The sequence below is a fragment of the Streptomyces lushanensis genome (genome assembly GCF_001700515.1).
Classification (GTDB): domain Bacteria; phylum Actinomycetota; class Actinomycetes; order Streptomycetales; family Streptomycetaceae; genus Streptomyces; species Streptomyces lushanensis.
This window is the reverse complement of sequence record NZ_MAUD01000417.1, coordinates 1-3,353: the sequence shown is the minus strand read 5'-3', so window position 1 is coordinate 3,353 and position 3,353 is coordinate 1. Positions and strand designations below refer to the sequence as shown.

3 protein-coding genes and 1 pseudogene are annotated in these 3,353 nt (G+C 71.6%); 2 read left to right on the top strand and 2 right to left on the bottom strand.

The window, feature by feature from the left end; translation table 11 throughout:
* Nucleotides 1-277 (bottom strand): annotated as a pseudogene (locus BFF77_RS28330) (hypothetical protein); the annotation flags it as partial.
* A gap of 191 nt (nt 278-468) precedes the next feature.
* On the opposite strand from BFF77_RS28330, the gene BFF77_RS28325 reads away from it, so the two are divergent.
* Nucleotides 469-1,272, top strand: a complete 804-nt coding sequence (locus BFF77_RS28325) for a class I SAM-dependent methyltransferase (RefSeq protein WP_079125565.1) — start codon at nt 469-471, stop codon at nt 1,270-1,272.
* A 183-nt stretch (nt 1,273-1,455) separates the two neighbouring features.
* Entirely contained in the window at nt 1,456-2,418 is a 963-nt protein-coding gene (gene ligD / locus BFF77_RS28320) for a non-homologous end-joining DNA ligase (protein ID WP_066955387.1), read from the top strand.
* 36 nt (nt 2,419-2,454) lie between these two features.
* Here ligD and BFF77_RS28315 read toward each other — a convergent pair whose 3' ends face one another.
* Nucleotides 2,455-3,231, bottom strand: a complete 777-nt coding sequence (locus BFF77_RS28315) for an SDR family oxidoreductase (protein ID WP_066955384.1) — start codon at nt 3,229-3,231, stop codon at nt 2,455-2,457.
* Between the last annotated feature and the right edge of the window lie 122 nt (nt 3,232-3,353).

Sequence of the window (3,353 nt, the reverse complement as noted above, 5' to 3'; positions counted from 1 at the left end):
CACGCAACCGGTTGCGTGAGGAGAAGTGATACAGCGTCACCAGCAGCGGCAGCATGCAGCCCAGCGCGACCGACAGCAGCGCGAGGGCCGCCACGGTCCGCGGAAGCCGGTAGCGGCCGAGGGCGAAGAACGAGGCGACCGCTCCCACCCAGGGCGCGGGATCGGCAAGGGTGCCACCGGCCGACCGGAAGCCCTCCAGCAGGGACATCAGGGCGAGCGCCACCGCGGAAGGTGCCTCCACCCACATCGGAACACCGCGTCCGGGCTCGGATCTCACCTTGTCATCCTAAGGACGCGCGTAAGCGCCGTACCCCGACGGACGGGTACCGGCACCCCCGACTTTCGTCGTACACCGCCGTCGCACAACAGCCGATTTCCGGCGGCCGGGCGCTCCCTAGCGTCATCGGTATGGCTCTTCCCCCGCCCCGCACGCCCCGCGCCACAAGGCCCCGCACCCAGGAGTCCCGTATGCCGGAACCCCGCACGCCAGGGCCCCGCGTCCCAGGGCCCCGCAGCGCGGTGGCCCCGGCGCGCCGGACACGTACGCCCGCTTTCGTACGGAGCCCGGCCCGGCGGTTCGCCGACCGGCGGCTGTTCTTCGCCGAGACGTTCCGGACCTTCCGTACGACCGGGGCCGTGACGCCGAGTGGCCGGCGCCTCGCCGAGGCACTCGCCGCGCCGCTGGCGCGCCCCGCCGGGCGGCCCCGCGCCGTACTCGAAGTCGGAGCCGGGACGGGCGCCGTCTCGCGTGTGCTGGCCGATCTGCTGGGCCCCGACGACACGCTCGATCTGGTCGAGTCCAACCCGCGCTTCGCCCGGGTCCTGGAGGCGGATCTGCGTACGGATCCACGGCTGGCGGTCCACGGGGAGCGCATCGGTCTGATCGCCAGGCCGGTGGCGGAGATCGATCCCGAGGCGCGGTACGACGTGATCGTCTCCGGGCTGCCGTTCGCCAACTTCCACCCGGACGAGGTCTCCGACCTGTTGACGCAGTACCTCTCGGCGCTCAGGCCCGGCGGGCATCTGACGTACTTCGGCTATCGCGGTACCGCACGGCTGCGCGCGCTGACGGGCTCCTCGCGCAGCCTGGCGCGGCACGGCGGAGTGGCGCATGTACTCGACTCGTTCCAGCGCGCCCATGCCACCGGTCACCGGACCGTATGGGCCAATGTCCCGCCCGCGCGCGTCTGGAACCTGTCCGTCCCTTCGGGTTCGTGGGGAGCGTCCGGTGGGTCCGGTACGTCCGGCGTGCCGGGTGCGTCGGGAGGATGATCCGCCGAGGCCGCGGCGGCCCGGCCGGCTCCGCCAGGCGGGCTCCGCCATGAGGGCTGGATGACGAGGCGGTCCGCTGCGGGAGTGTCCGCCGATGTCCGCTGCGGGGCGCCTTTGACCCGGGCGTCCTCGATCCGGTCGCCTCCGATGCGGGCGCCTGCGAACGGCGTGACCATCGAAGGTATGGAGCCGCTCGAACCGCTTCCCGTGATCCGGCCGATGCTGGCCACGCCCGGCCCGCTGCCCGGTGCCGAAGAGGAGGCGGAGTGGGCGTTCGAGACCAAGTGGGACGGCGCACGGTGTGTCGTCGCGGTGGCGCGCGACGGGTCACTGCGGCTGAGCACGCGCGCGGGCGACGATGTGACCGCCCGGTATCCCGAACTCGCGGAGCTCGGCCGGCTGCTCGGCGGCCGGGCGGCGGTGCTCGACGGCGAGGTCGTGGTCCTGGCCGACGGCCGTCCCGATTTCGGTCTGCTGCAACGCCGGCTCGGTGTGGTGAACCCGCGCCGGGCCGCTCAACTGGCCGTGAGGTATCCCGTCCATCTGGTGCTGTTCGATGTCATGCACCTCGACGGCGGACCGCTGCTGGCGCTCCCGTACCGGGACCGCAGATCGCTCCTGTCCGGACTGGGACTCGTGGGCCCTCACTCGTCGGTCCCCGGTTACGCGGTCGGCCACGGCCGGAGGGCATGGGACATCACGCTGCGGGCCGGTTTCGAGGGCCTGGTCGCGAAGCGGCTGCTGTCGCCGTACACGCCCGGCATCCGCTCCGACCAGTGGCGCAAGATCAAGCACACGCCGGCGCAGGACATCCTCATCGGCGGCTGGACGGAGGGCCGCGGCGGGATCGCCGGTCTCCCGGGCGCCGTCCTGGCCGGTGTGGAGATGCCGGAAGGGCTCCGTTACGTCGGGTCCGTCGGGTCGGGTTTCTCGGCGCTCGAACGGCATGACCTCGCCCGGCTGCTGGCGGTCATCCCGCGCGACACGTCGCCCTTCGTGAATCCGGTGGACCTTCCCGCGCACTGGGTCGAGCCCCGGCTCGTCGCCGAGATCACGATGGCCGGCTGGACGGCGGGGGGCCGTCTCCGCAGCCCGGTGTGGCACCGGCTGAGGAGCGATCTGACGCGTGACGGGCTCGGCGGCTGACCACGTCCGGGCGAGAGCGGCGACCCGCTCGTCGCGTCAGCTCGACTGCCCGGTCGGCATGATCGTGACCTGCTGGAGGTTCACCCGAGGCGGCTGTGTGGCGATGAAACCGACCGTCTCCGCGATGTCCTCCGGAGTGAGCCATTCCATCGCTTCCTTGGAACCGGCCAGCCAGTCCTGTGCGCCCTGGTCGGTGACATGGCTCTGCAACTCCGTACCGACGAGGCCCGGCTCGATCGCGGCCACCCGGACCTTCTTCGGGCCCAGCTCGACCCGCAGATGCCGGGAGAGGTGCGTGACATAGGCCTTGGTGCCGGAGTAGACGGCGAAGTTCGGGAAGATGTTCTGCGCCGCGATCGACGCGGTGTTGATCAGATCCGCCACACCGCGCTCGTCCGCGGCCCTGACGAGCTGCGGGGTGAACGCGCCGATGGTGTTCATCAGCCCGGAGACATTGACGTCGATCTGCTGCCGCCACTGGTCGGTGCGCAGTTCCTCGATCGGGGCCGGCAGCATGACACCCGCGTTGTTGAACAGCAGGTCCGCGCTGCCCAGCTCGGCTTCCACCTGGTCGGCGGCGCTCAGCATCTCCTCGGCCTCGGTCACGTCGGCGGTGAGCGCCAGCGCGGTGCCGCCGTTCTTGTCGACCCGGGTGACGAGATCGTCCAGCCGGTCCGCGCGCCGCGCCAGCACCGCGACCTTCGCGCCCAGTGCCGACAGGTGCTCGGCCGAGGCCTCGCCTATACCGCTGGAAGCGCCGGTGATGACCGCGACGCGGCCATGGAGGGGCTTGGCGGGATTCTGAGTGGACATGATGAGTACACCTTCCGAGACGGTGTCGATCTGTGTGATGGCGATCTGCCTGCCCTTCCAGCACACCACCGCACAGCCCGCCCCGCAGCGCCAGAGGCGGCCCCGACCGGTCGGGTACCGGC

What these genes read in the sequence shown, in the direction of transcription:
- BFF77_RS28325 (WP_079125565.1), top strand. Translation starts at nt 469, where the DNA reads ATGCCGGAACCCCGCACGCCAGGGCCCCGCGTCCCAGGGCCCCGCAGC.
- BFF77_RS28315 (WP_066955384.1), bottom strand. Translation starts at nt 3,231, where the DNA reads ATGTCCACTCAGAATCCCGCCAAGCCCCTCCATGGCCGCGTCGCGGTC.
- ligD (WP_066955387.1), top strand. Translation starts at nt 1,456, where the DNA reads ATGGAGCCGCTCGAACCGCTTCCCGTGATCCGGCCGATGCTGGCCACG.